Raw genomic sequence first — 25,816 nt, 5'->3', positions numbered from 1 at the left:
ATCAAAATATGGGTTGCCCCGCTTCATTTAATCGATGTCCCGCCGCAGCAGCAGTTGAGGTATGGCATGGTCGGGATGGGAGACAATCGCGGGTTTGACGCGAAATATGTCCTGGATGTTCTCATCGTTGATCAACGTATGAGGCGTGCCCTTTCCAACCGTCAATCCCTCACGCAGCGCCAGAATGTGATCGCAAAATAATGCGGCCAGATTCAGATCATGCAGCACAGCCACAATTGTAATGTTAGTCCTCTGTCGCCATGCCGATAACAATTCCATGAATTGCAATTGATATTTAATATCCAGAAACGTAGTCGGCTCGTCCAGTAGCAGTAACCTCGGCTCCTGAGCCATAACTTTGGCTAGTGCGACCCGCTGCCGTTGCCCGCCACTGAGTGCGTCCAGCGGTCTGTCCGCCAGCTCTGTCAATCCCAGGTCTTCGAGCACCCTGTCCACCACAAGTGCCCCATCACCCGTTTCCCGCCCCAGCCAGTTCTGGTACGGATATCGCCCCATCTCCACCACGTCTCGCACGGGATAGGAGATAGCTGGCAAGCCATCCTGCTGCAATACAGCGATCATGCGCGACAGGTCCTTACGGCTGTAAGAGCCGATGTCTCGACCATCAATATGGATCTGACCTTCGCTTAACTGTTCCGTTCCGGCAATAAGCTGAATCAAGGTGGACTTGCCGCTGCCGTTTGGTCCGACAACTCCCCACCAGTCACCTTCGCCAACATGCCAGTCTACATTGCGCAGTGCCTGATGATTGCCATATGACTTCCCTGCTCCCTTAATGGAGATAAGTGAAGTCGAGTTGGAACTGTTACTGGAATTCATGGCATCATCCCCTTCTGCAACTTTTTGTTCCGGTGCAGCAGGTAAGCAAAGAACGGCGCACCAACAAAGGCGGTGACGACACCAAGCGGAATTTCAGTTGGCGCCAACAACGATCTTGCGATGGTATCGGCCCACACCATGAAGATCGCTCCACCAATGGCAGACAAAGGTACCAGCAGTCGGTAATCCGGCCCCACCAGCAGCCGCAACATATGCGGGATCACCAACCCAACGAATCCGATGACACCCGATACCGAGACAGCACCTGCGGTCAGCAGTGTGCCAACTGCTAGCACTGACAGCTTGAGCTTGTCCACTCCGATCCCGATATGTGCGGCTTGACGTTCTCCCAGTGCAAGCACATTCAACGAGCGTGCGCGGCTCCAGAGAAAGACCAGCCCTAACAGAAAATACGGGAAAAGGATGGCCGTATACGACCACCCACGCAGAGCCAGACTTCCCATCGTCCAGTATATAATTTCATTAATCGTCTGTTTCGACATGGTCGACAGGAAGGAAACAACTGCGCCCAGGAAACTTTGCATGACCACACCAGCCAGAATGAGGCTATGTGTAGGTATTTTACGCCCTTCACGAGCCAGTGCCATAACAAACCATAACGTGATTACACCCGTCAAAAACGCAATCAAAGGCAACGTCCAGATCCCAATCAGTGCATACTGCAATCCGAAGAAAATCAGAAAGGCTGCACCCACCGAAGCACCGGATGATACACCAAGCGTGAACGGGTCTGCCAGCGGGTTCCGAAGAACCCCCTGGAATCCCGCACCGGCAATCGCCAACGATGCGCCCACGAGCACGGCGAGCAGTACACGTGGGAATCTGACTTTCCAGATAATCTGTTCGGCTGCCTTATTCCAATCCGGTGTAATCCAATCGCCCACCCAGGGGATTTTGTGAATCAGGATGCCTGCAATATCCCGGATCGGCAACGCTACTGAACCAATGCCCGTGCAGATGAGCACGGTGAGCACCAGCAGCACCATGCCCGTCGTTCCGAACAGGATCAGCTTTTTACTCATTGGAACAAGTCAGGGTAGATCGCTTTGGCTACTTCTTTCAACCCTTGAGTTACACGTGGACCCGGACGGCTCAGCAGGTTGGCATCCAGGCCAATAACCGCGTCATTTTTCACAGCCGTAATTTGATCCCAGCCGCTGCGCGCCTTGATGATCTGATCCAGTGTTTTGGAGTTTTCGTCAATTACATCATTGGCATACAAGATCACATCCGGGTTGGAGGCAATCACGTTTTCTTCATTAATTTCATACCAGCCCTCTTTGTCCGAAGCAATATTGGTACCGCCGGCTACGGTGATCAACTCATCCATGAACTCACCCTTACCTACGGTCCAACCTGGGGAGAACTCAATATATACTTTTTTCTTTTCCTCCGGTTTAACGGCTTTCACCGCTTCCGTCACATCCGTTACATCCTGCTTCATCTGTGTGATTAACTTCTGTGCCTGCTCCTGATGATCGGTAATTTTACCGAACGTTTCGATATTACTCATGACATCGTCGATGGATTTGGGATCCGTTTTGAATATGGTAATACCCAAATCACGCAGCTTTTTCACCGCATCCTCGCTCATTGAAATACCTGTGAACACGATGTCCGCATCTGCTGCAATAACCGTTTCTTCATTTGGCTTGTTAATGCCACCCATTTTCGCTTTGGTTTTTGCTGCTTCCGGGTAATCGTCATAATCGGATACACCAATAATCTCATTGTCCAGTCCGAGGGCAAACAGGGATTCCGTCTCAGCTGGAGACACAGATACAATTTTGGCTGGTGCCTTTTCAAATGTGAAAGACTCCCCCGTCGCATCCGTAATCGTCAGTGGATATTGTGTTTTGAGGTCCGTCTGCGTCTGGCCTTGGGACTGCTCCTGTGCCGGTTGCTGTGAAGTACCTGTGCCCTCGTTTGTTGTTGCATTGCCACATCCGGCCAAAGCCAGTGCAAGTGCCGCTGCACTTAGCAGGGACGCTACGTTTTTCCAATTTTTGAAATTCATTCTGTTATTCTCCCCTTCTCTATTTGTACTATTTTCTTGCATCGTGCTCGAACCCTTATTCCCCATGTCTTGGTGTTCCTGTACAAGTAAAACCCATCCATTTTACACAAGTCCACTCCGATTGCAGTACCATCTTCCGATCGCAGTTATCCCCAGATTTTTTTGATTCCCTTTTCGAAAGGGAAAATCCGGGGATAAAGGCGAACACTCCGTTTCTTCAGATCGGTTCTGCACTCTTCGTTAACGTGTAAAAGTTCGGTTTTTTTACATGAACAATAAAAAATCCCCAATCCATACGTCCAGGATCAGGGATGACGTCTCGCATATGGCGATCTGTACATGTTCAACCAAGGGTTGTCCATGCGCATAGAATAGCCCGAAACGCTGTCCTTTCCTCGAAGGAACACCGGTTTGTACGTCCAGGGCAGGTAACCTGACTTACAGGAATCATCCTGTTTTACAGTGGCGGGACCGTGCCGGATTTGCACCGGCTTCCCCATTTCACCCTTGTGTGTTCATGACTCATACTAATCTGCCATGAAAACAGCCTTCACACGCGGGACCCTTGGTCGCTGATATGGTAAACCATTGCCGTGTAACTTCTGCATGCTGCATACTCCTTCAGGCTTCACATCCTGCAGCGTATCTGTATCCATGCTGAAGTCACACTTCTGTTGTGATTATAGGGTATATTGTACATCCTTACAACCCGATCGGCGGAAAAGCCACTCTGCTGCCAGACCACTGATTCCCCTGTTGATCAAGCTGAACCTGAATCGCCTGTCCCGGTACGACATGTGTATCCCAGAACCCAAGCCCGGCAATCAGACGGGACAAGGCATACCGGATGACACCACCATGTGTGACCACAACTATGGTTGGCACTTGCCCCTCATCAACGTGCATCGAAGGACGATCCTCCAACAACATCTCTTGGAGAAAGGAATCCAACCGTCTGGTAAACTCCTGCCATGATTCCCCGCCGGGCGGAGTGACCTCCTGCGGGGTATCAATCCAGTTTCGGTACACAGGTTTATCCTTAAGCTGATCATACGTCAGCCCTTCCCACTGTCCAAAATCATTCTCGCGCAGGCGCGAGTCGAACTTCACCTGTCCGCTGGCATCAGGAAGAATCTGTTCCAGCGTCTGTCGGCAGCGTAGCAGATCACTGCAATATACCTCATTCCACGAAACACCGCTTAATTGTTCATGAAGCGGAGCCAGCTCTTCTTTGGCATTTGGCAGCAGACCGATGTCGGTATGCCCCAGATATCTTTTTTCCACATTCCACAGCGTTGTCCCATGACGGACCCACAGAATGTTTCGTTTCAGCGGCCCAGGCTGATTCATATGTACTTCATTGCCTGCATTTCCTTCATTTATGACCATAGCAGCCTACCTCCTGCCAGCCACACACCCAGCGTTATGAACAAGCATAGTACCACAAAAGCCCCTGCCGACCAGAACATCAGGCGTGACGTTTGCACAATATCCTCGGCTTCCATCGGCCGTGTGGCTTCACCCATGTAGGCACGAAATGAAGCAACTCCGTGATACACGTTATGTCCGCCAAGCCGGATGCCCAGTGCTCCAGCCACCGCTGATTCGGGAAAACCGCTATTCGGACTTGGATGTAATCTTGCATCCCGTGCAACCATGCGTGCTGCTCCTTTGGCGTCCAGCTTCATGACCCAGGCACCCACGATTAACAGAATCGCGGTCAGCCGGGCAGGTATCCAGTTCGCCACATCATCCAGACGGGCCGAGGCCCAGCCAAGATGCAGATACTTGTCATTTTTATATCCGACCATGGAATCCAGCGTGTTGACGGCACGATAAGCCATGGCAAGCGGAGCGCCTCCAATGAGCGCATAGAATAACGGGGATACAATGGCATCCACGATATTTTCGGCCACCGTCTCTACCGTTCCCCGCACAACCTCCGGTTCATCCAGATGAGCCGTATCACGCCCAACAATCATGCTCAGTGAAGTTCTGGCCGCCGGCCAATCCTGCTGCTTCAGATGACGATACACTTCCATACCTGCATCCTTCAGCCCTTTTGAAGCAACGGTTGTTGCAATGAGCACCACTTCAGCTGCCGCTGCAATGACAGGATGAATCAGCCCAAGCATATATACGAGTCCCCACGTGATGGCAAAAGAACTCCCCGCGATCACCATCGGGAATAACAGCCCGGCTCTCTTCAGCCCCGAATCTGTGCGCACACGCGAGCGAATGACACGCTCCAACGCCGAGATGCCTTTTCCCATGCCAATGACCGGGTGGGGAATCCAGCGTGGATCTCCGATACATCGGTCCAACAGGTACGCAAGTATAATAATCCAGGCTCCCGCCATGCCTGTCCAGAACGGCCAGGTCCATAGATGCTCCACATCAAAAGTCATTTGTGCCTGATCCTCTCTTTCCATAACAGTCCGGCCCGAAGGCTTTCCGTCACCGTGTCGTATACCAATCTGCCAATCGTTGCCCCTGCCGTAGTCGCTGTTCCGGCATAAGTGATCATCGGCTGAGGTTCCTCCACTGCCTGACGTACCGCAAACACAATGGCATCGGTTGTGGTGCCGGTGGCGGGCAACCCGTTCTCCGAATCCGGAACACCCGCATCCGCCAGCGCTGCCGCTTTGGCTTCCACCGCCGTCTGTACCGCATTCACCATCGCCCCGGTGGTCATGCGTCCATTCAACCAGAGCATGGTGTTAATTGTACCCGGGACATAGGGTGGCAACGTTAGATTCTGTGCTGAAGGATCAGAGCGCTCCCGGCCGGAAGACATCGTCTTATTTCCCGCCGTATCAAATACCGTTCTCTCCGACCCCGCGCGTGCGGCATTTGATACACCCGCAGTGGTGCAGCACAGAAGACCAAATTCATCACTTGTATATTCCTGAATGGAGGTATGCTCCAGTCTTACGGCCGTCAATAATCCGGCACATTGATCCCGCGGCTCTTGCCATTGGTTCAGCGCTTGTTCGATATCACGTGGCGGATCATCACAGCGGTAATGCCTGTCCACATAGATGTTAAATATGCGATCCAGTTCAAGCATCCCGCCGCCATATACTGCACTTGACAGCGCTTGGGCAGCCCTTGGGCTCTGTGCTTTGATATGTCGTTCATGTGCAGATATGTTCAGTCCAGGCCAGGAAGTGGCCGCATATTTATTCTCACCTGTTTCTCCATTCGCAAAGTAGTTATAAAACGGGAGTGTCACTGCCGCTCCCCTCCCTGTTCCTCATCTTTCGTCTGATCAACATTCGGATATCCCTTGATTTCCAGCACGCTGCCCAGCACTTCCAGTAATGTAGCATTGGCATCTGCATCCTTGACCGCGAAACGTACATGCCCTTTGTCAAGCCCCTGATACATGGCACAGCTGCGAATCAGTATACCTCTTCTACCCAGCGCCTCCTGCATTGATGCCGCTGTCCAAGGGGCCGGCACACGTGCCAAAATAAAATTCGCCTCTCCCGGTGTCACCGCACATCCGTACGCCTTCAGTCCTGCGATGAGATGACCCCGTTCCCCCGTGATCTGTGATATGGTCTCCTGTTCGTACCGTTCTCCGCTGCGCAGACAGGCTTCACCTGCCATGAGCGCCAGACCGTTGACACTCCAGGTCACCTGTTTCTTTGTCATCGCCTGAATGTATTCGGCACGGCCCAGAGCATATCCGAGACGCAAGCCCGGAATGGCATAAAACTTTGTCATCGAGCGAATGATGATCACATTAGGATAGTCATTCAGTTGTGCTGCCAGGGACTGACGCCGGTCTACCGGAATAAAATCCATAAAGGCCTCGTCAATGACAAGTACGGTTCCCGTTTCTTCCGCTTTGCGGGCAAGCCTTTGTAATACCTCAAGTGGATATTGTACACCGTTTGGATTGTTGGGCTGGCCAAGGAAGAGCAGGTCTACCTTTTCCATGAGCTGCTCGATGTCCTCGGGTTCCGCTCGCCACGCCAGTTCTTCTCTTCCCTCCGTATGCACAACCTCGGCACCGAATTGTCTTGCCAACGCGCGGTACTCGGAGAATCCCGGTTCCACCGTACCCACCTTGCGCGGGGCAAGCCCCAGCAGAATGAGCGCCATGCTTTCGGCTGCACCGTTGCCCACGGAAATCTGCTCCTGCATCACACCAAGACGCTCGCTCAGCAGTGCTTTGAATCCCCGATGCGCCGGATCGGGATACCGAATCACCGACTGCAATCCTTGCTGTATAGCCTCCAGCACCCCTCCCGGCGGACCGAGCGGATTAATGTTGGCACTGAAATCCAGAAAATCAGTAGCTTCCCTCCCAAATCGTGACGCAGCCGTCTCCACGTCCCCGCCATGTCCGAACACTTCGATATAACCGGTCATTCTTCCGTCATCCTTTCTGTATGTCCTTTTTATTATGGATGGCACGGGAGGTGTGGGTCAATCCTGTTTTCTTTGTGTCCCAACCATAATTCGTTTACAATAGAAGAGGAATTTCGGTTCCTTTTGATATACAAGGTTCACTACATAAGGGACTAGCAATCCCTCACATACATTAATGGAGGAATGACCATGCTGTTTGTAGACAACCAGGGCATTACAGATCCTTCTGTAAACCTTGCCATTGAGGAGTACATTCTGAAGCATCTGCCGATGGAGGATGACAGCTATCTGCTGTTCTACATCAACCGTCCGTCGATCATCATCGGAAAACATCAAAATACGATTGAAGAAATTAATATCGAGTACGTTCAGGATAACGGTGTGCAGGTCGTTCGTCGTCTTTCGGGAGGCGGAGCGGTATATCACGATCTGGGCAACCTGAATTTCAGCTTTATTACAGCGGATGACGGTCAATCCTTCCACAATTTCCGCAAGTTCACCCAGCCTGTGGTCGAAGCACTGCACGAGCTTGGTGTAAATGCCGAGTTGACCGGGCGTAATGATCTGCAAGTCGGCGAAAAGAAAATTTCGGGCAACGCCCAGTTTTCCACACGTGGGCGCATGTTCAGTCATGGCACATTGATGTTTGATCTGAATCTGGAGCATGTTCAGGCTTCCCTGAACGTCAATCCCGAGAAATTCAAATCCAAGAGCACCAAGTCCGTGCGCAGCCGGGTCGCCAACATACGGGATCTGATTGACACCAACCTGACGATTGAGCAGTTCCGCGATGAGCTGTTACGTCACATTTTCAGAATGGAGCCACAGGACGTCCCGCAATACAAGCTGACTGACAAGGACTGGGACAAAATTAAGGAAATCTCCGCTGAGCGTTATAACAACTGGGACTGGAACTATGGCTTGTCTCCAGAAAGCAATGTGAAGCACACTCGCAAATTCCCTGTTGGCATCATCGATCTGCGCATGAACATCAAGGATGGACGCATCGAAGATATCAAAATCTTTGGCGACTTCTTCGGTGTAGGCGATGTGGCGGATATCGAAAATATGCTGCGTGGAAAGCGGTATGAGGAATCCGAGGTGCGTACTGCGCTTGAGGGCCTGAATGTAAAACATTACTTCGGCAACCTTGAACTGGAAGACTTTATTGGCCTTGTTTTCCTGGAAGAGTAGGTATATAAGTTCAACCCAAGAATGTTTACACCTGCCACTCCGATGACAGAATAACCTTCCGATCGCTGTTATCCCCAGATTTTTTTGATTCCCTTCTTCATAGGGAAAATCCGGTGATAGCTTATGCTTCCGATGTAGCTTTCTTTCAGAAAGCTTTCAGGCGAACGCTCCGCTTCTTCCGGTTTTTTCTGTCCTCTCCGTTCTCGTGTAAAACGTCTAGTTGAACTGATATAGTTAAGTCGGGTATAGATACAAATAGATACAGATAAAAAAGGAGAGAAATACAGATGACCTACAAATTAATCGCAATCGACATTGATGACACCTTGATCAACGATAACAAGGAAGTAACCCCTGCTACACAGACTGCACTGGAACAAGCGGTTGCCCATGGTGTAACTGTAACACTGGCGACTGGACGTGCTTATGCTTCCGCACAAGCGCTTGCTCGTCAAACCGGACTTAACGTGCCAATCATTACGTATCAAGGCGCATTGGTGAAAAACCTGCTGGACGAAAAAGTCCTCTATGAGCGCTACGTTCCACAGGAATCTTCCCGTAAATTGTATGATTACTGCCTGGAGAACAATCTCCACCTTCAAACATACATTGACGACAAGTTATATGCCCGTGAGGAAAACGACAAGCTGCGTGATTATGCCAAATTAAACGGCACCCAATATTACATCGAATCTGATTTCATCAAAGTCATCGAACAAAAGACACCGAAGCTGCTCATTATCGATGAGCCAGACTACTTGGATAAGGTTGCCGTTGACCTGCGTGAATTGCTCGGACCACAAGTGCATATCACAAAATCCAAACCTTACTTCCTGGAGATCATGCACAACGAAGGAACTAAGGGCCATGCCCTGACCTTCCTGGCGGACCATTTCGGTCACCAGCTCAGCGAGTGTATTGCTATCGGCGACTCCTGGAACGACCATGAGATGCTCGAAGTTGCTGGTCTTGGTGTAGCGATGGGGAATGCCATCCCTGCCCTGAAAGAGCTAGCGGATTACATTACGGCAAGTAATAACGAAGACGGCGTGAAAGAAGTTATCGAGAAGTTTGTGCTGAACGCAGAGTAAATAAGATCAACGAACAGCCCAGTCGGCGAATTTCGCCGTACAGGGCTGTTTTTTTGATTTTAAAAATATGTTCATTATCCTGTTTAAACGATTATATTAGGTATATTTCTCTGTTATTTTTTATGTTTTGAGAGCAACAATGCGGTAATCAAGGATAATTGTAATGAAATCGTAATCGCCATAGATAAAATGACACGATTTGTATCTTGGATATCTGCAAAAAACAAAACAATAAAAAATACAATGAATGAGATTACAATGCTAGCTATGAAATTTAAAATTATTCGTTTCATATTTGCCTACTTTCGCACCAAGATTCATTGTTTTACTTGCTCATGGCATGCTGGAAAGACTCCAGCAGTTTTTTGATTTGCCCATCAAATTCCAATTGAAATGACGGAATGATCTCATCTATTCTTTGTTGGAACAGCTCCGGATCTTGGACACCAAGCTCTGCTCTCAACTCCATTTCTTCTTCGGAACCATTGTCGTTCAGGATCATGTTCAGGATTTCACCTTTAAAGTATTCACTTGGAGGAAGGATTAGAGCATTCATCAGGAACTGGGTAAAAAAAAGATGTTTATTATTTTCCTGACTCGCCTTTTTCATCGCCTGCTTAGTAAACAAGTTTATATACTTCTGAGCAAAAGCAACCCCTTTCATTCGGGAAGGCCCAACATGTTCGACCCCTTTCCAACGCAGATCAGCCACAGAACTAAGCCACCAGGCCGGTTCAATGGCCTGCTGCATACGAAGCAACACTTGGCGCTCAAACTGCGGCTCAGGATGCATTCGCTGCTCATCCAAACATTTCGCTATGGTCTCGACTTCAATTGCAGCGACCGTCATGCCTTGGCCATGGATCGGATCGAAACTGCAAAATGCATCGCCAAGGACAAGTAATCCGGAGGGCCAATTCTCCATGAGTTCAAAATGTTGACGGACAGACTCGGAAATACGGTATCCCCGCGGCCCTTGAAAAGGCTCCAGCTGGTCTGCCAATGCTACGATTTCATCCGAAGCAAACAGATGTTTGATTTGCTCTTGGAACTCATCCGGATGAGTTGAAGGATATTCATCTCCCCCTGCGTTGAACAGTAACAGTCCGGCGATATCATTTTCAATGCGCCACAACATGCCTGCACGAATTCCTTGCACAGGATCGGACTCTGTTATCACCGTGCCCCATTCATTTTGAATAGAGGATGGTATCTTATAATAGCGGGTGCTGTAACCAAGCGACACCTTCAGCACTTCCGGCTCAGGCACGGAAAACCCTATCTGTTCAAGCCATCTGATCAATTTGGAAGAACGTCCCGCGGCATCAATAACCATATCTGCTGCAAGCATTTCTTCCCGGTTATCCCGACCTCTTATTTTGGTATACACGCCTGTAATCGAACGCTGATCTTCTGATGCCATTAACCCGGTAACTTCCGTACTCGTTAAGAAGCTTATATGATCTATGTTCTGGACTCGCTGACGCAGTACCCATTCCAGCAGAGCTCTGCTGCTCGATGCAATTTTGAATGAGGAAGCAGCATTCGCCTTATTAACTAATCTACCGTAGCGATTGGCAATCATAAACTTCTCTTCATGTGAAGGAATGGCACCAAGCGCGACCAATTCGTCATTGTATCCGGGAAAGTAATGTTCCAGAATGAGTCCGCCGCGCGGCAATACACGATGTGGATGAAAGGATTGAGGCACACCCTGCCGATTTGCCGGCTCAGAAGGCAATTCATCTCGCTCAATGATACATACCTCATCATAATAATCAGATAACATCCTTGCAGTGATTAACCCTGCAATACCTGCCCCGATCACCACAGCTTTTTTCATTTCGGACATCGCCACTTCATCCTCTCTAATCCATCATATTTTATCTACACTTGTAGCCCTATTAAAAAATTACTTATAATACCAATATACACTTGGAATCTCGTATCATGTAAGAATCATTGTGTTGATAATATATAGCTAAACTACAATAAGGAACTGATGTAGATGAAAATGATTGATAAAAAGGTGGATTTGAGAGTTACCCGAACTCATAAATTGTTAACGATGGAGCTACTCGATCTGTTATGTGAGAAAGGCCAGCTATTTTAAAACAGATTCGGAAGCCTGCACTGTCATCCTCGCACGACTTCTTTTCTTCAACCAGCTGCTCACCTTCTCATTCATCGCCAGCAGACCTGAAACGACCAGCACCACACCGATCCACGTAACCCAGCTGACATGTTCACCATAGACAACAGCACCAAGCCCTACGGCAATGGGTGGTGAAATGTATAACCATGTTGCTGGAAACAACGGGTTGGTACGCGACATAATCCAATAGAACAGACTATGCCCCACCATGGAGCCAATGACAGTCAGATAGATCACCGACGAGACGGCAGGCACCCAGTCCAGAGTAGACATATTCCACGATTCTGTTCCGACTGAGAGCAGGGATAACAGCAGTCCCCCATACATCATCTGCACCGCATTGATCGCTATAGGACTAGCCTCCTTGAACTGATGAATAACCTTTTTGGAGTACAAGGCACCTGCTGAATAACAGACCTCCCCCACCAGTACCGCGATACAACCCCACATGAACAGGGAACCTGCACCAAACGATACACCTGGCAACACAACCAGAACCACACCGGAGAACCCGATCAGGCAGCCTGTAATCATACGGGCAGATGTTTTTTGCCGTAACAGCGCCGTCTGCATCAACATAATCATCAAAGGCCCTGTCGCTGACAAAATCGCACCAACGCCCGAACTCACATATTGTTCAGCCCAATATAAGGTCGCAAATGTACCAAACGTCAGTCCTGCACCTGTAATGAGCATTTCTTTACGCCATAGCAGGGAAATATTGACCTTTCCCTTCATCCACATCCATGTAAACATCAAAGCCCCTGCAATGATAAAACGGAGTCCAGCGGACAGAAAAGGCGGCATGCCTGCTTCCACTCCAATTTTAATTGCCAGAAACGTTGTTCCAAAAATAAGACACATTACGGTAAATGCGATCCCAACCATGCTAGCCCCTCCTTCATCTGTTCTCCATCATATAGCACTGTCTACAGAACAGAATGAACAAAACAGAACAGATATCTTCCGTTTACTGTTACAATAGAATTCAAAAGGAGCGTGAGCCGGGTGGGCAAAACCATGATGATGACAGATAACAGCCTGAAACTATATGAGCAAGTAATCCATTATCTCGTCGTGCGTATAGAAGCGGGAGAGTGGGCTGAACATGAAAAACTGCCATCTGTACGAAGCCTGTCCGAGCTACTCGGCGTACATCGCTTGACCGTTTTCAAAGCCTATCAGGAGTTAAAGGAACGTGGAAATGTGTATGTAAAGGATAAGTCTGGCTATTATGTTAGTCCAGCGACCCCATTCTCTGTAACGGATCAGGCGGATGATCCTGCTGTGTCTGCTTGGCTGCATTGGGATTCACTAGCGCGGGTACAGTCTCTAGAAGCAGAATACCAATTTTCCAAATCGTTAATTGATCCCTCTCTGCTGCCCAACCGGTATTGGGGAGAACTGATGCGTGATCTGCTGGATCAATATCCCCGTTTGCTCGGAACGTATTCCACAATTCAGGGAGATCTGGAATTGCGAAGTGCGCTGGCAAGCCATCTAACAAAAAAAGAACGCTTCTATCTCTCCGCAGACGAAGTGCTCATTACTTCGGGTGCCCAGCAAGCGATCGATGTCATCTCGCGGACGCTGGTCAAACCCGGAGATCGGGTGTTGATGGAACGGCCTACGTATGGACCGGCAATGGAGATTTTCCGCAAGCAGGGTGCTCGTCTGATCTTTACGGATATTCACTCGGAAGGTTATGATCTGGAGCAGATTGAGCATTTGATGAAATCGGAGAAACCACGCTTATTCTACACGACGCCAACTTTTCATAATCCAACCGGCGTTAACGTTCCAGTAGAACAGCGCAAGCAGTTACCCGAACTTGCAGAACAGTATGGATGTTTTCTGCTCGAAGACGACAGCACCTATGATATCTATTTTAAGGAGAAACCTCCTGCACCGATTTTCACCTACGACACCACTGGACACACCCTGTACATCCGTAGTTACAGCAAGTATGTTGCACCCGGACTAAGGATTGCAGCCATCATATGCCGTCAGCGTTTCATGCCAGGACTACAGGCTGTAAAATCACTGACAGATAACGGATCGCCCCTTCTGAACCAGAAGCTTTTTCTCCGTTATTTTCAGTCAGAACGTATGCATCAGCATCTGTCCAAGCTGCGGACCGCCATCCAGCTACGGATGGAAGTGATGGAACAGTGTCTGCTGGAAACGGACTGGACGTGGACCCGGCCGGAGGGCGGACTCAACTTTTGGGTGGAGCTTCCTGAGGGTGTGGATACCGGAAGACTGCTTCACCGATGCATGGAACAATCCGTTGCATTCGTACCCGGAACCGTATTTGATTCTTCGGATAATTCAGCCAGTCGCAAGTTGCGCCTGTCCTTCTCTTATGCGCATGAGCAGCAGATTCGGGAAGGGATGAGCAGACTTATTACGCTGGCCAAACAAATGTAACGTTTGGATTCCCTGGAATTGACGTCACTCCGAAGAATATCTAGTGTAATTGCCCTCTCACCCTGCTGCATCAAAAAAAGTCGCCTTGTGGCGACTTTACTTTTGGTGTTCTATACTCTTTACCTGCAACCCGCTCTGTGCTCAAAGGTCTTTTCTTGCAAACAAGCGAATGGTAATCAGATAGGACGCAAAAAACAAACCTATAATGCCTACGGAAACCAACGTCATTGTCGTCGTGGTAATTATGCCGTTCTCGTTGGCCATACTCATGAGGTACGCAACGGGTTGCGCCAAAATAATCATGCAGACCATGAATATCGCATTGATGATGCCAGCACCTTTTTTGCTAAGTCCGTAGAAAAGAGGCATGTATATGGAAACCAACGCAAGCACCATACCTATGGAAATGACAATATCCCTAAGTGAATAATTCGGCTTGTTCAGTTCAGGATAATTCAGGTTCACAAGCTCGTGAATTCCGTACGACGCGAGCACCCCGAATAGCGCGTAGACTATGGCAGACAAGTACTTTGCTTTTACAATCTGTTTACGGCTAACAGGGAGCGTCACCAGAAAATTATGATTATGGTTCTTGATATCAATCATGGTTGCCATAATAATGGAACCAAATGCAGTATAGATGCCTACAAAATACATCGACATTTCACTCTGCGGTATGAATGCGAGACTGAATACCACCAAGTATAATGCAATAATCCATAGTGAACTTTTCAGTACAATGAAGTCTTTACGAAGTAGGTTAAGCATATTTGCGTCCTCCCTTCGCCGTAAAATAAATGAGGTCTTCCAACGTAGGTCTTTGTATAAGAGCAAGCCTGCCAAATAACTGTTCGGCCTCTGCCTTATGATCCGACAATGCTTCAAAACCAACGGCTGTCTCGCGTATTCCGATGAAATGTTTCCGAATGTCGGAATCAAGCAGACCCATATCCCCTTTTACAATCGTATACCTTTCCAGCACATCATCTTTTGCCTCGTTGAACACCAGTTTCCCTTGATGAATAAACGTAATATAGTCTGCAATCCGTTCCAGATCCGTCGTAATATGCGTCGAGAAAATAATGCTCCTTGTTTCGTCCTGTATCATATCTGCAAGCAGATCGAGCAGTTCCCGCCTAAACACAGGATCAAGTCCAGATGTCGGTTCATCCATAATCAGCAGATCCGCTTCATGCGACAAAGCTACGGCGAGAGAATACTTGATTTTCATGCCTTTGGACAGATCCTGGATTTTCTTTTTGGGAGACAGTTCGAACTGATCCAAGTAGTCATTGAACGCTTTATTGTCCCATTTGGTGTAAAAAGGAGCGATCATTTGTGTCATCTCACGGATCGTTAGATGCTCATAGTAAAAACATTCATCGGACACAATGCCAAGGCGTTGCTTGATATCAACTTCCTGATTGGGCATCTGGCTGCCCAATGTCTTGAGGCTCCCCTTATCGGGATGGATCAGACCCGTGATCATTTTGATCAGAGTACTCTTTCCCGCTCCATTCGGACCAATAAGTCCCGTAATATATCCTTTTTTCACGTCCAGAGATACATTATCTACTTTAAATAAAGGATACGTTTTGGTTACATTACGTAATTCGATCGCGTTCATTATGCTTATTCCTCCTCAACCAACAATGTAAGATGATGGATTACATCCTGTGAACTCATGCCCAGTTCTTTGCTCTCACGAATCACTTCGAGCATCTTCTCTTCCAATTGTTTCATCCGCCGCTCCCGAATAAAGTCCTGATTGGCTCCAGATACGAAGCTCCCTTTGCCTACAACTGAATCGATCAGCTTCTCCTTCTCCAGCTCTTCATAGACACGTTTAGTTGTAATGACACTGACTTGCAGATCCTTGGCGAGCTGCCGAATGGAGGGGAGACTATCTCCAGCAACCAATTCTCCGCTCAAGATGCTCTGTCTGATCTGAGTTAAAATCTGCATATAGATCGGATCGCTCGAAGCGTTCGATATTAAAATGTTAATCTTTCCTCACTCCATTGATGTTAAATAATTTTCGGTAGGTATAGTGTATATATATAATATATACACTATACCTACCGATGGTCAATCCTTATTTCACATTATTCTCATTCTGATTCGATCCATAGACGTGGACTGGCTAATCTGGACGACAAAAAAGAGGACGTCAGTTTCCTGTTCGTCCTCTTGATTAATCAAGCCCGGAAGGTCACATGACCTTCCGGGCTACTGTTATGAGCTGGATATGACCTTATCCACCAATCCATATTCGACTGCTTCAGCAGCGGTCAAGAAATAGTCTCGATCCGAGTCCTTCTCAATCCGCTCAATTGACTGTCCTGTATGGTCGGCTAACAGCTTGTTAAGACGTTGTCGATGCTGAATGATGCGGTTAGCATGAATCAGCATATCCGACGCCTGCCCCCGCGTACCACCATGTGGCTGATGGATCATAATCTCGCTGTTGGGCAATGCCATACGTTTGCCTTTTGTTCCACCCACCAACAAGATCGTGCCAAAACTTGCCGCCATACCTGTACAGATCGTGGAGATATCTGGCTTCACAAATTGCATCGTGTCATAGATTGAAAATCCCGCAGTCACCGAGCCACCAGGACTGTTGATGTACATCTGGATGTCCTTCTCCGGGTCCTCTGCAGTCAAAAACAACAACTGAGCCACAATGGCATTTGCCATCTGATCCTCAATCTCCCCGGACACCATAATGATCCGGTCTTTGAGCAAACGTGAATAAATATCATAACTCCGCTCTCCACGAGCTGTTTGTTCCACTACATACGGCACTACATTCATATGTGTCGCCTCCTCGATTTAGGCAACCATGTTGACCGTGTACCCACCTCCATATGACATCGAGTTCATGCCAGAAGTAGAGTACCCGTACATCATTGGCTGCATGGATGGAGACGGCAAAGTCTGCTGCAAAATCGTCCCCGCCACAGCCATCGGATCATCGGTCCGGTTCAGGCACAGATCAATAATTCGGGCTGTATCTCCATTACGAAATGCCAGCAGATAGCTGCGCAGTTCCTCCCGATTGTCCTCCACTGCGCCTTCCTCATACTGCAATTCTGTGTCGTCCGATTGTTCCAACCTGTGCCTCACTTCAGCTATGGCAGAGCGGGCTCGACTTAACGCTGCTTTCACAGCACCTTCTGTCGTATCCAACATTTCCGCAGTCTCTGCCGCCTTATAACCCATTAATTCACGTAATACATATATCACTCGCTGCCACGGAGGTAGCGTATTTACAAGAAGTTGTACGGCAGACTCCAATTCCTCGAATTGCCTTTCCTCCTCCATCTCGTGCAGGAGCGGCTTCAAGCTATCCAATTTACATGCTAATCTCTCCCGCTGACGTAGGATATCAAACCAGCTGTTGCGTGCAATACGAATCAGATAAGCTTCCCAGTTTATATCTTTATTCATCCCATAAGTTCCAACTACACTCGACGACAACACTTTGAGACAGGTCTCCTGAACCAAATCCTCCGTGTCTGGAACTGATTTCGTCAGAGATAAACAATACGCATACAACGAACCCATCAGATCGGGTAGTAGAGTACGGATGCTTTGGTTCAATTGATTTTTTCTGTCGTTGCCATTAAAATCAACATCGAATTTATCTTGTTTACCATCATCATGTGGTCTGTTGATTCTGCAATCCACGGACTTCACAAAGGCCATCTTGGGGGCCCCCCTTTGCTGGTTCCTGATTGATTTTGACTTACACTATGTAAACGAAGAACCCCTTGTAAAGGATACGCTCTTCTGAATTTATTTTATTACGCTAGTTAAGTTGGGTTACGCATTCGTTTCCAGCTTTAATGTTCCAAGCGGCACCTTCATCCCGGTAAGGGCAATCGTAATGCCTTGATCCAGATTATAATTCTGCCGTAGATCGACGTCATGAGACATATGTGTAAAATAGGTATGACCTGGCTTCAGTTCCCGCAGCAGCTCCTGCGCCTCACCCATATCGTACACGGAACGTGTCGAGAATTCCGCAAGCTCATGCACAAAGCTCGTTCCGAGCACCAGCAGATCCAGTCCGTGCAACGGCTCTTTCTCGGTTGCTTTCAGGTCAATGGCATCCGAACAATACGCCCAGCTATACCCTTCCCGTACGAGTCGATACGCATAGGAATAACCGTTTTTACCGTGGCAGACCTTCCATGAATGTACCTTCCAGCCGCCCAGTTCAATACCGTCATCCGTTTCCAAAAAGTCCATATGACGCCCCAACCAGGGAAACTGTCCCTGAATCGTAACAATCACTTCACGTGGCGCATATAAACGCCCCTTCACGCCCAACCAGCGACACGCATCCGCCCATTCCGGCAATCCTCCAATATGGTCAAAATGGGCATGAGTGATGAGCAGCGTATGCACCATACGCACCCCCTGATCCTCCATCTGTGATCTCCAGTCTGGTCCGCAGTCAATCATGAATCCTTCGCTAGCACCATCGCCATCACCGTCAATCAGAACAGAAGAGCGTTTCCGTTTATTCTCTCCCGTAAGCCTCGCCTCTGTACATACGTCGCAATCACAATACACACGTGGAACGCCCATCGCATCGCCAGTGCCCAGAAATGTTAGCTGATCCAATCCGCATTCCCCCTGAATTAATGATATGTAAATTGTAATCGTCCACCCCTGTTTTTGCAAAAAAAAGACCATCCCGCTGCAGTTCTACACTGCAATTCGGGACAGTCTGTGGTCTGACACTTCACCGTCAGACTTTAATTCCATGCTTCGCTCCATTCGGGAGCGTACGCTTCGTCAGCATGTAGTGCAACCTTATAAGCGGGTCATCCGCATGAAGATCAGGACTTACCTTTTAAACAGGCCACGACTGATTAATTCGAGTCACATCCACTCGGCGCTGGAACTATACCAGTGCCCGCAGCTTCAACGTCAGTTCCTGACCCGCAGGTACATCCTTCGAATCCGTAATCACCCAGTTCGACGCAAGCCGCTTCGCCAGTACCTCTGCCTGCGCCGGTTTCAACTGTAATCCGGTGATGATTCCTTCACCCACCGTGAAATCTTTCTCTGGCTGCACTTTAAAGGCCTTTTCCAACCAGATTCCGAGTCCACCACGTGTGTTAAAGGTAATCCGGTACCCATCTTTTACTGCTGCCTCCAGATTTTCACCATGCTCATCCGCATACGAGAAAAATTCGTTATATCGGTATTCCTCTTCAGACACGGCGTCAAAAGCGGAAACATCTTTCGCTTGAATGGCTTTTAATATTTCTTCCTCAGGCATACCCTTACCGCGGGCCTGCTCCAGTCGAATCGCTGTACTTTGGGATAATTTGATCTCTGCACTCATCCAACTCACACCTTCCTGCACTATGTAACAATCATGATTCAGTATACCCCTATTATAACCTTTTGGCAGTAAAAAACCTCCATCTCTACTTCCATTGAAATGAAGAGTTAGCTTCCGGTCTCAAGTTTACTTTCATTGTTTTGAAATGTAACTATCATAGCTTAAAACAACAACAAGTTCTTCCAAAAAAATTAAAAGATTTACAAATTCACAAGGATAAAGCTGAAAGTAAATTCCAAATAATGGCAATTGGTGACTTAAAAACGGTAGGTGTTACCCCTTTCAAACAGGAAACAACATATTGGTGTGGACCAGCTACGTCTAAGCAAGTATTAAATTACCTAAATGGCAGTTCAGAATCACAATCATATTATGCACAAAAAATAGGAACCACAAAAGATGGAACTGACTTTACAGTTGTTGATGACGTACTAAATAATCTTCAATCAAACTATACTTATTCATACTCTACGTCACTTCCAATTGAATCATGGAAGTATGCCATCATGTATTCATCCGATAACTACCATCCAGCTGTGTTAGATTTAAAAATTACAGGAAATGAATTAGAAAATTATACGGGAACTGTAAGCGGTCATATAATAAATGTCTCAGGTTATGATTTTAGAACAAATGATGCAAAAGTAAGACTCACTGATCCTTACGATCAAGGAAATAGAGGGAAAACGCATGGTAATAAGTGGTACACGCTTGAAAAAGTGTGGCAAGCTAATCAAAACCACTTTAGACAAGCAATTATATGGTAAAATCAGGTTAAAGAAGGGAAGCATGCTTCCCTTCTTTACTACTCTACAGGAGGCTTCGACATGAAAGAGAAGTATAGATGCATTTATTTCTATCTCATCATTGTGCTTATATTACTACTTACAGCCTGTAACCAATCAACTCCAGCAAATCAAACTATAGATCAACATTCACTTGAAAAACCTTCTAGTACATTGGAAACTGCACCTGAAACTAATTTAACAGATTTATCTCAAAAGCCAACGTTATCCGAACTTCCACAAGCTAAACCCGATGTTAAATTTAAGCTTCCTTACACAATCGATTCAATTACAATTAAAAATGATATTCTAGAGCGTAACACCATCGTTTCCAGCTATAAAAATGATAACGGTATCGTCATTTTTAGTAGAGATTTTTCTACAACTGAAGTGATGGAGATGGAAATCATTCAGTTTGACACGAAAAACAATACCTATATCTCCCAATATCGTGCTGCGAAAGGCATGATTATTAATACCCTGGTGTCCGTTGGCGATGACTTATTTTGGGTAGAAAATCCATCCAAGTCAACAGATAATACTACTCCATGGAAAATTAAACGAATGAAACGAGATGATCTTGATGCAACCGCTACCGTTTTTGCCGAAGGGATTAGCGAAGATCAGATAGCCGTTCCAGTATTAAGATCCAATCAAGATGAAATTAGCTGGATAGAGAAGAAGATTACCAATCACATCGTGAAGAACGAAGCTTACATTTATAATGTGAAGACTCGTATCAAGACCACGGTAGCCACACAATTTCTAAATGAACAATCAAAGAACAGAGAAGGTATCTTCCTTGATTTACAAAGGCCTGTAAAAGAAGGATTATTGATACAACAAACGGTTTTTGAAAATAAAGATCAGAATAATGAAAAACGGTTTGACATTGTTATGTATCCTAAAGACCATTCCAAACCTGAGCTTATTGTTAAAGATCGTGAAGACATTTATGATTTCACAGTAAATGAGCAATGGATTGTATTGACAACGGAGAGTACTACTGAAATCTTAGATAGAAAAACTAAAAAACTGATATATTCCATTATTCACGACAGCTCGCTACTCGGTGGATACTCGCCTTTTTTATTTGAAAATCAGCTTATCTACAAACAATCCCCCTATATTATGGCTGTAGATTTAACCACAGGTAATAAACAACGGTTAACCACAAAAGAAGGAAGTTATACCCCTATTACTAATTTCGGGGATATTCTTACCTTTACTCGTATGGATTTTGGAAAGGACAGGACTCAAGCAGAATTATTTTTTGTCAACTTGAATCCTTAGAATACCAACAATACTGATTAATAATATTTCTAGAGAAATCCTGTTATAACTCACTCTCACTGTAAATGGCCTCCCCATGGTTAGACATTATCTAACCATGGGGAGGCCATTTCAATAATATTCTAAACGATTATCACACAAAACTTTAAGCCTCTGTACTAAGTAAACAAACGTCCAAATTCATAATTCAACCTATAATCCAGCGAGCACCTGATACCACACGCCGCGTTTGGAGTACAACGTACTGCGTACCTCATCCCATCCACCCAGATAGTTGATATCAAATAACCCTTCAGGCGTTGGGAATGTGGACTCCGTCTGTGCAAATACATCCGGATCTACTGAACGAAAACCATGTTTCGCAAAAATGTGCTGTGCTTCTGGTGTACGCAGATATGCGACAAAAGCTTCTGCCAGTTCACGATTTCCATGTTTGTCGGCATATTTATTCACCACGACTGCCGGGTTCTCAATCAGGATCGTATTCTTCGGAACGACGATATCATAATCTACACCTTTGGCGATCCGGGCAAGCAATTCATTTTCATATGTGACAATTACATCACCCACTCCATACTCGAATGCGGCCATCGAAGAACGCCCACTCTTGTCCAATGATTCAACGTTACGATGTACCTGTTCGAGAAAAGCCTTGGCTGCGGCAGGATCTTTCTTACCCTCTTGCTCCTCCGACAGTTTCAATCCGGCACCGTAAATGGCATTAATATCCCATTGTGCGCCCCCGGATGTCTTTGGATTAGGGTAGAGTACCTTCACTCCCGGCTTGGTTAAGTCCTGAAAATCACGAATACCCAGCGGGTTGCCTGCTCTTGTGCCCAGAACAACAATCGAACGGGTGATCATGCCCTCATTAGGGGTCTGTTTCCAATCGGAGCTAACCAGATCGGCTTTGACCAGCTTGTCGATATCACTCTCCATTGCGAGCAGGGCTACATCAGCCTCGAATCCCCCAACAATGGCTCTTGCTTGTGTACCCGAAGCTTCATAGGATTCTTGAAAGTTAATCGTCTGTCCGGTTTTTGCCTTCCACTCCTCTTGGAACTTGGGTAGCAATTCGCCTACAGCATCTTTCGCTACACTATAAGCACCAATCACCAGTGTATTGGATGAATCGTTACCAGAGGGCTCGTTCTGTTCACTTGCCCCCTCCTGCTTGCTGCATCCAGCGGTCATGCAGACGAGCAGAAGCATGAGGGCAACATATAAGAGTATGGCTTTCTTCTTCCTCGTCTGCATGGGCAGCCCCTTTCTTCCACTTGATCTAAATCATCACCGGCATCGGATCTTCCTTCAGTCGGTTCTCAACCACCCAACTGTTGGAGTCATTGAACAGGTATGCACGGTGTACAAGGACTCGAATTTGTTGACCGATCTCCAATGTCGTTTTCTCCAGGGAACGATATGTGATTAACTTATGACCCTGTACGTCCACCTCTACCATCCATTCACTGCCGCGGAAATGAAGATGTTTGACTGTACCTTTTTCCGTTGCAGACAGCATGGTGAATTCGTTTTTCAAGCCGATCTCAATATACTCCGGTCGGATCAGCGCTTTGGTACCTTCACCCTCAACCGCATGTTCGAATCCTTTCAACTGGGAGGCATCCTCCACAACCGTAGACTCCCCGATAAATGTAGCGACAAAAGGGGTCTGCGGGTTTTTGTATATATCCCAAGGTGTGCCCTTTTGCTCCAGACGACCTTGGCTGATAATCATAATCTCGTCCGCCACTTCAATCGCTTCATCCTGGTCATGTGTTACAAAAATCGAAGTGATTCCTACCCGCTCGATTAGCTCACGTAACCATGAACGCAGTTCCTGACGGATCTTGGCATCAATGGCCGCGAACGGTTCGTCCAGCAATAACAGCTGTGGCTCCGGGGCGAGTGCTCTGGCAAAAGCAACACGCTGACGCTGCCCACCAGACAGCTGATGCGGATAGCGCTGTTCGAAACCTTTTAACCCGGTCAGTTCAACCAGTTCCATTACCCGATCACGGATCTGGGCTTTTGGTGTCTTCTTAACCTTGAGTCCAAAGGCGATATTCTCAAATACCGTCATATGTTTGAACAAGGCATAGTTCTGGAATACAAATCCGATGCCCCGCTCCTGTGGAGGCAGATGGTTCACGACTTTTCCGTGAAAGCGAATCTCCCCGGAACCCGGATTCTCCAGACCCGCAAGCATCCGCAGAATGGACGTTTTCCCGCCTCCGCTGGGTCCAAGCAGACCGATCAGATGGCCTTTGGCAATATCGAATGAGACATCTTTTACCGCATGAAAATCACCGAAATGTTTGTTCAGATCACGGACTTCTACATGCATATCAATGCACTTCCTTTCGCTTCTTGGCCCATTCCATCATGAGCAGCAGCCCGACGGAGAAGGTTACCAGCACCAACGCCACACCATTTGCGGCAGCCACATTAAAATTCTCAACATCCTGATACACCAGGGTTGTTGCGGTCTGCGTTTTGTTCATAATATTACCGGATACCACCAGCACTGCACCGAATTCCCCAAGCGAGCGCGCAACCGTCAAGACTAGACCATACACTACCGCCCAGCGGATCGAAGGCCATGTCACACTCCAGAACGTTCTCCAGCCGTATGCGCCAAGTGTAGATGCGGCCTCCTCTTGCTGGGAACCGAGTTCCTGCAGGACAGGCATAACCTCTCTGACCATCAGTGGAAAGGTAACAAATAACGTTGCGATCACCATACCTGGGAAGGCATAGACCACATTGAATCCAATCCCTTCAAAAAAAGCGCCCATAATGCTGTTAGGTCCCAACATCAACACAATCATCAAACCGCCAATGACAGGAGATACGGCATAAGGCAGGTCTACAATGCTGTTCAGCAGCCCTTTTATCTTTTCACTCAGCCATCCGGCACGAACCAGATACAGAGCCATCATGATGCCAAACAATGTATTTAACAGGGTGACCACCAGGACAACCAGTCCGGTCATCATCAAGGCATGTAGCGCCTCAGGACGCATTAACCCTTTCAGGAATCCACCTGCCCCGTCTTCAAATGCACCAATAAAAATGCGTCCGAGCGGGATGATCAGCAGTACAATAAATACCGCAAACGTCAGTCCGATTAAGAGTCGTCTCATCGTCTTCTCCCCCGCATCTGCACCAGATTGATCAGCCAGAGGATCAGGAAGGAGAGCGTCAGGAGCAACACGGATACAGCAGCAGCTCCCGTTGGATTATCACTTTCAATCTCCCCGTAGATAAATACGGAAGCGGTCAGTGTTCTGCCCGGAATGTTACCAGCCACCAGCACGACAGCACCAAATTCAGCCAGTCCTCTGGAGAAAGCGAGCATCCCCCCACTGATCATGCCAGGTGCCATGGAAGGCAAAATAACCTGCATGAACGTGCGAGCCTTGGATGCCCCCATCGTGTACGAGGCCTCTTCCTCGGAAGGATCGATTTCTTCCAGCAAAGGCTGCACCGCACGGATAACAAACGGAAACGTGACAAAGGTCATCGCGATAACAATGGCGGGCTGGTGAAATACAATCTCAAATCCCATGGATTCTGCCAGTTTCCCGATGGCACTGACCGGACCCAAAAGCAGCATAATCATCAAGCCGCCCACCGCTGTTGGCAGTGCAAACGGGAGATCAACCAGACTGTTGAGAAACGATCGACCTACAAAGCGATACCTTGTCAACACCCAAGCGATCATCGTGCCCAAAACCACATTAATCAGCGTGGCAATCACGGCCAGCCGAATGGTCAGCAGTACGGCTTTCCACGCGATGGGGTCCATAATGCTCTGAACAAAGTTGCTCCATCCTTCAGAGAAGGAATTGACGTACACACCGATGATTGGAAGTACAATAAGTACGATAAAATATAACAATACGGTACTGCGGAATCCCCAAGTCCATCCCTTATGACGAAGAACGGTATTCATTGCTGCGTTCCCTCCCAGCCTCCGGCTTTAGCTCCGGTCGGCAGTCTTCCTGGCTTTAATACGACATTTTTCCTAAGTTGGATGATATTACTTTAATATTATTCCCATTAGTCTACTTGGTTTTGCTTTTCTGATACTTTACCAGTTTGCAGTGCTAATCGTCAATGCTTTTATTGAATATAATTGGGCCACATATGAGATTAATTAATTAAAATCACTTCAGGTTATTTCTGTCCTCTTCGTTATGGTGCAATTCCCATAATCAGCGTCATATGTGGTTTGTT

25 protein-coding genes and 1 riboswitch are annotated in these 25,816 nt (G+C 47.4%); of the genes, 5 read left to right on the top strand and 20 right to left on the bottom strand.

Annotation, left to right across the window (positions count from 1 at the left end; all coding sequences use genetic code 11):
- Positions 1 to 27: 27 nt before the first annotated feature.
- The 7 genes from MKZ13_RS07550 to cobD form a co-directional block, all read right to left on the bottom strand.
- Positions 28 to 840, bottom strand: a complete 813-nt coding sequence (locus MKZ13_RS07550; protein WP_339182984.1) for an ABC transporter ATP-binding protein — start codon at positions 838 to 840, stop codon at positions 28 to 30.
- Entirely contained in the window at positions 837 to 1,883 is a 1,047-nt protein-coding gene (locus tag MKZ13_RS07545) for an iron chelate uptake ABC transporter family permease subunit (protein ID WP_221819228.1), read from the bottom strand. Before MKZ13_RS07545 ends, MKZ13_RS07550 begins: the two co-directional genes overlap by 4 nt.
- Positions 1,880 to 2,878, bottom strand: coding sequence for an ABC transporter substrate-binding protein (locus MKZ13_RS07540; protein ID WP_339182981.1), 999 nt, complete (start codon positions 2,876 to 2,878; stop codon positions 1,880 to 1,882). The genes MKZ13_RS07545 and MKZ13_RS07540 overlap by 4 nt, the downstream gene beginning before the upstream one ends.
- Before the next feature lie 405 nt (positions 2,879 to 3,283).
- Positions 3,284 to 3,402: riboswitch (cobalamin riboswitch) on the bottom strand.
- A 178-nt stretch (positions 3,403 to 3,580) separates the two neighbouring features.
- Positions 3,581 to 4,267 carry a histidine phosphatase family protein gene (locus MKZ13_RS07535; protein ID WP_339182979.1) on the bottom strand — a complete coding sequence of 229 codons (687 nt, stop codon included), beginning with the start codon at positions 4,265 to 4,267 and terminating at the stop codon, positions 3,581 to 3,583.
- Positions 4,258 to 5,238, bottom strand: a complete 981-nt coding sequence (cbiB, locus tag MKZ13_RS07530) for an adenosylcobinamide-phosphate synthase CbiB (RefSeq protein WP_339185365.1) — start codon at positions 5,236 to 5,238, stop codon at positions 4,258 to 4,260. Before cbiB ends, MKZ13_RS07535 begins: the two co-directional genes overlap by 10 nt.
- 44 nt (positions 5,239 to 5,282) lie before the next feature.
- Positions 5,283 to 6,113: an adenosylcobinamide amidohydrolase gene (locus tag MKZ13_RS07525; protein WP_339182977.1), complete on the bottom strand. Its 831-nt coding sequence runs from the start codon at positions 6,111 to 6,113 to the stop codon at positions 5,283 to 5,285.
- A complete protein-coding gene (gene cobD / locus MKZ13_RS07520) occupies positions 6,110 to 7,261 on the bottom strand; it encodes a threonine-phosphate decarboxylase CobD (protein WP_221819222.1) in 1,152 nt (383 codons plus the stop codon). Before cobD ends, MKZ13_RS07525 begins: the two co-directional genes overlap by 4 nt.
- Positions 7,262 to 7,450: 189 nt before the next feature.
- On the opposite strand from cobD, the gene MKZ13_RS07515 reads away from it, so the two are divergent.
- Entirely contained in the window at positions 7,451 to 8,455 is a 1,005-nt protein-coding gene (locus MKZ13_RS07515; protein WP_221819221.1) for a lipoate--protein ligase, read from the top strand.
- 287 nt (positions 8,456 to 8,742) lie between these two features.
- Entirely contained in the window at positions 8,743 to 9,546 is an 804-nt protein-coding gene (locus MKZ13_RS07510; RefSeq protein WP_339182974.1) for a Cof-type HAD-IIB family hydrolase, read from the top strand.
- Positions 9,547 to 9,871: 325 nt separating this feature from the next.
- On the opposite strand, the gene MKZ13_RS07505 is transcribed toward MKZ13_RS07510, so the two are convergent.
- Positions 9,872 to 11,398 carry an FAD-dependent monooxygenase gene (locus MKZ13_RS07505; protein WP_339182972.1) on the bottom strand — a complete coding sequence of 509 codons (1,527 nt, stop codon included), beginning with the start codon at positions 11,396 to 11,398 and terminating at the stop codon, positions 9,872 to 9,874.
- 252 nt (positions 11,399 to 11,650) lie between these two features.
- Positions 11,651 to 12,589 carry an EamA family transporter gene (locus MKZ13_RS07500; protein ID WP_339182970.1) on the bottom strand — a complete coding sequence of 313 codons (939 nt, stop codon included), beginning with the start codon at positions 12,587 to 12,589 and terminating at the stop codon, positions 11,651 to 11,653.
- A 120-nt stretch (positions 12,590 to 12,709) separates the two neighbouring features.
- Here MKZ13_RS07500 and MKZ13_RS07495 point away from each other — a divergent pair, with 120 nt between their 5' ends.
- Positions 12,710 to 14,131 carry a PLP-dependent aminotransferase family protein gene (locus MKZ13_RS07495; RefSeq protein ID WP_339182968.1) on the top strand — a complete coding sequence of 474 codons (1,422 nt, stop codon included), beginning with the start codon at positions 12,710 to 12,712 and terminating at the stop codon, positions 14,129 to 14,131.
- A 141-nt stretch (positions 14,132 to 14,272) separates the two neighbouring features.
- Here MKZ13_RS07495 and MKZ13_RS07490 read toward each other — a convergent pair whose 3' ends face one another.
- The 7 genes from MKZ13_RS07490 to MKZ13_RS07460 form a co-directional block, all read right to left on the bottom strand.
- Complete coding sequence (locus MKZ13_RS07490; protein WP_339182966.1) at positions 14,273 to 14,899, bottom strand: ABC-2 transporter permease; 627 nt, start codon at positions 14,897 to 14,899, stop codon at positions 14,273 to 14,275.
- The gene (locus MKZ13_RS07485; protein ID WP_336759570.1) at positions 14,892 to 15,758 is read right to left on the bottom strand and encodes an ABC transporter ATP-binding protein; all 867 of its coding nucleotides are present in this window, start codon (positions 15,756 to 15,758) and stop codon (positions 14,892 to 14,894) included. The genes MKZ13_RS07490 and MKZ13_RS07485 overlap by 8 nt, the downstream gene beginning before the upstream one ends.
- A 5-nt stretch (positions 15,759 to 15,763) precedes the next feature.
- Entirely contained in the window at positions 15,764 to 16,138 is a 375-nt protein-coding gene (locus tag MKZ13_RS07480; protein WP_339185364.1) for a GntR family transcriptional regulator, read from the bottom strand.
- A 228-nt stretch (positions 16,139 to 16,366) separates the two neighbouring features.
- Positions 16,367 to 16,948, bottom strand: coding sequence for an ATP-dependent Clp endopeptidase proteolytic subunit ClpP (clpP, locus tag MKZ13_RS07475; RefSeq protein ID WP_017689971.1), 582 nt, complete (start codon positions 16,946 to 16,948; stop codon positions 16,367 to 16,369).
- Between the two features lie 18 nt (positions 16,949 to 16,966).
- Positions 16,967 to 17,842, bottom strand: a complete 876-nt coding sequence (locus MKZ13_RS07470) for an RNA polymerase sigma factor (RefSeq protein WP_339182962.1) — start codon at positions 17,840 to 17,842, stop codon at positions 16,967 to 16,969.
- A 117-nt stretch (positions 17,843 to 17,959) separates the two neighbouring features.
- Positions 17,960 to 18,766 (bottom strand): MBL fold metallo-hydrolase, encoded by an 807-nt coding sequence (locus MKZ13_RS07465; RefSeq protein ID WP_339182960.1) that lies wholly within the window; start codon positions 18,764 to 18,766, stop codon positions 17,960 to 17,962.
- 283 nt (positions 18,767 to 19,049) lie between these two features.
- Positions 19,050 to 19,496 carry a hypothetical protein gene (locus MKZ13_RS07460; protein ID WP_339182959.1) on the bottom strand — a complete coding sequence of 149 codons (447 nt, stop codon included), beginning with the start codon at positions 19,494 to 19,496 and terminating at the stop codon, positions 19,050 to 19,052.
- Between the two features lie 140 nt (positions 19,497 to 19,636).
- On the opposite strand from MKZ13_RS07460, the gene MKZ13_RS07455 reads away from it, so the two are divergent.
- Positions 19,637 to 20,263: a C39 family peptidase gene (locus MKZ13_RS07455; protein ID WP_339182957.1), complete on the top strand. Its 627-nt coding sequence runs from the start codon at positions 19,637 to 19,639 to the stop codon at positions 20,261 to 20,263.
- A gap of 60 nt (positions 20,264 to 20,323) precedes the next feature.
- Positions 20,324 to 21,574: a hypothetical protein gene (locus MKZ13_RS07450; protein ID WP_339182955.1), complete on the top strand. Its 1,251-nt coding sequence runs from the start codon at positions 20,324 to 20,326 to the stop codon at positions 21,572 to 21,574.
- Between the two features lie 192 nt (positions 21,575 to 21,766).
- Here the strand turns inward: MKZ13_RS07450 and MKZ13_RS07445 are convergent, their stop codons facing one another.
- From MKZ13_RS07445 to cysT, 4 genes are read right to left on the bottom strand one after another with little or no spacing between them, the layout of a single operon-like run.
- Positions 21,767 to 22,831 (bottom strand): sulfate ABC transporter substrate-binding protein, encoded by a 1,065-nt coding sequence (locus MKZ13_RS07445; RefSeq protein WP_339182953.1) that lies wholly within the window; start codon positions 22,829 to 22,831, stop codon positions 21,767 to 21,769.
- Positions 22,832 to 22,856: 25 nt separating this feature from the next.
- Positions 22,857 to 23,921, bottom strand: coding sequence for a sulfate ABC transporter ATP-binding protein (cysA, locus tag MKZ13_RS07440; protein WP_127544178.1), 1,065 nt, complete (start codon positions 23,919 to 23,921; stop codon positions 22,857 to 22,859).
- Between the two features lies 1 nt (position 23,922).
- A complete protein-coding gene (locus MKZ13_RS07435; RefSeq protein ID WP_221819205.1) occupies positions 23,923 to 24,720 on the bottom strand; it encodes a sulfate ABC transporter permease subunit in 798 nt (265 codons plus the stop codon).
- Positions 24,717 to 25,532, bottom strand: a complete 816-nt coding sequence (gene cysT / locus MKZ13_RS07430) for a sulfate ABC transporter permease subunit CysT (protein ID WP_017689978.1) — start codon at positions 25,530 to 25,532, stop codon at positions 24,717 to 24,719. The genes MKZ13_RS07435 and cysT overlap by 4 nt, the downstream gene beginning before the upstream one ends.
- Positions 25,533 to 25,816 lie beyond the last annotated feature (284 nt).

Source organism: Paenibacillus sp. FSL R5-0701 (genome assembly GCF_037973995.1).
Taxonomy (GTDB): Bacteria; Bacillota; Bacilli; order Paenibacillales; family Paenibacillaceae; genus Paenibacillus.
Note: the sequence above shows the minus strand (reverse complement) of the source record. Positions and strands in the feature narration are given on the sequence as shown.